This window comes from Dietzia sp. DQ11-44, from assembly GCF_014145205.1.
Classification (GTDB): Bacteria; Actinomycetota; Actinomycetes; order Mycobacteriales; family Mycobacteriaceae; genus Dietzia; species Dietzia natronolimnaea.
Map to the genome: position 1 here is coordinate 1 of NZ_JAALEC010000336.1, position 1,925 is coordinate 1,925.

General features: G+C 72.4%; 3 protein-coding genes and 1 pseudogene. All 4 read right to left on the bottom strand.

Going from position 1 to position 1,925, the window contains the following annotated elements; genetic code table 11:
- On the bottom strand, positions 1–414 hold a 414-nt coding region (locus G6018_RS09115; protein ID WP_182639440.1), incomplete at its 3' end, for an MFS transporter.
- A 24-nt stretch (positions 415–438) separates the two neighbouring features.
- Positions 439–1,101 (bottom strand): LysE family translocator, encoded by a 663-nt coding sequence (locus G6018_RS09120; protein WP_179524074.1) that lies wholly within the window; start codon positions 1,099–1,101, stop codon positions 439–441.
- On the bottom strand, positions 1,098–1,742 hold the full coding sequence (locus G6018_RS09125; RefSeq protein ID WP_179524073.1) for a methylated-DNA--[protein]-cysteine S-methyltransferase: 645 nt from the start codon (positions 1,740–1,742) through the stop codon (positions 1,098–1,100). Before G6018_RS09125 ends, G6018_RS09120 begins: the two co-directional genes overlap by 4 nt.
- Positions 1,739–1,925: pseudogene (locus G6018_RS17120) on the bottom strand (sigma-70 family RNA polymerase sigma factor); the annotation flags it as partial. The pseudogene G6018_RS17120 and the gene G6018_RS09125, both read right to left, overlap by 4 nt.

Consider the following 1,925-nt stretch of genomic DNA (forward strand, 5'->3'; position numbering starts at 1 on the left):
GGCCCGCCGCGCGCCGGTCCCGGGTGGGGCGTCCGCGGAGAGCTCGCGCACCCAGGCACTGCCCGCACCGAACGCGGCGCCCGACGCGAGTCCGGCCAGGAAGCGGCCGAGGTAGAGCCACAGCGGGTCCTGCGGGCCGAACAGCATCAGCACCGTGGCGACCAGGGACAGGATAAGGACCGGGCGCATGAGCACGCGTCGACCGTGGGCGTCGGACCACCGGCCCGCCACGAGGAGGGTCGGCAGCAGTCCGACGATGTACACGCTGAACATCGCGGTGACCTCGGTCTGTCCGAGGCCCTGCTCCTCGCGGTAGAGCAGCAGCAGCGGCGCGAACTGGTTGGCGCCCCACCCCACGGCACACACCGCGAGGGCGGCCCGCAACCACGCGCGATCGGTAGGCGGACTTGTCATGTGGCAGAACCTATCGCCCGATCGTCAGGTCAGCGCCTCGATCACAAACGCCACCCCCACCGCCACGAAAAGCGCGCTGACGACCACGTCCACCGTCGGCAGGACCCGTCCGACCCGCTCGTTGACACGTCGGTGCGACGCCGCCACGGCGAGGGTGCAGAACCACACCAGCGCCACGGCGATCATCCCCGCCACCAGCACGACCGACTGTCCCGGAGGGACCTCTCCGCTGAGGAAGGGTGTCAGGACGGCGCCAAAGAACACCAGCGCCTTGGGGTTGGCCAGATTCGTGGCCAGGCCGCGCGCGAAGTCTGTTCCGGGCAGTCGCGGGTCGGGCCGGTCCGGGGCCGGTGATACCGGGCCGTCGGGGTTCCCGTCAACGAGCCCGGCCCCCGCCCGCGAGCGCCACCACCCCCGCAGTCCGAGCACCCCCAGACTTGCCAGCAGCAGCCCGCCGGCCACCTGCAGACCCGTCATGATCTGCGGGTACACGCGCACCAGTGCCGCCAGACCGGCGAACGCGGCCGCGAGCCAGATCGCGATTCCGGCGACCACCCCGACCGCCGTCGCGACACCGTGGCGTCGCCCCACGAGCGAACGATGGAGGACGACGACGAGGTCTGGCCCCGGCGAGATCACCGCGATCACCCAGATGCCGTAGAGCGCCGCGACCTGGCCCGCGGTCACGCAGCAGACTCCATCGCCAGGAGACGCTTCTTGACCTCGAGCCCTCCCCGGTAGCCGCCGAGACCGCCGTCCGAGCGCAGGATCCGGTGGCACGGCCACACGAGGGGAAGCGGGTTGGTGGCGCACGCCGTGCCCACCGCGCGGACCGCGCCGGGCTTGTCGAGGGCGGTGGCGATCTCCCGATAGGTCGCCGTGTGCCCGTACCCCACGTCGGGCAGTCGGCGCTGGACCAGACCGCGGAACCCGGAGGCCAGGACGGTGTCCAGAGGTAGGGAGAACTCCCGGCGACGGCCCGCGAGGTAGTCGTGGAGCTGCGTGGTGGCGCTGTCGAGGGCTCCGGCGGCATCGACACCACCCGTGGCGTCACCCGGCGATCCGGTGGCCTCCGCCTGCACGACCCGGGGCCCGATCTTCGCGGCAAGCATCTGCAGGACCTCGTCCCGGGGTTCGCCCTCGAACGCCACATACGCCAGGCCCTGCGGGGTCGCCGCCAGGAGCAACCCGCCGATCGGCGAGTCGACGGACCGGAACAGCACGTCCACCAGCCCCTCGTGTTGCGCCTGTCGCGCCAGGCGGTCGCGCAACCGGCCCGTGTCCGCGGGAGTGCCGCGGAGTGTGTCGATGACGTCGTCCCCGGTCATGGCCCCTCCATCGTTGGTGTTGTCTGAACTGTCTGGTCGCGCTCGGTCTGTCGTGGCACGGTCTGGTCTGGCACGGTCCGCCTCAGGGCCGCCACCCCGTCGGCCGCCGCGCGCCTCGCGGCCGCCTCGCTGCCCCCGATGAGCGCGGCGATCTCGGCGTAGGGCAACCCGCCCAGGTACCGG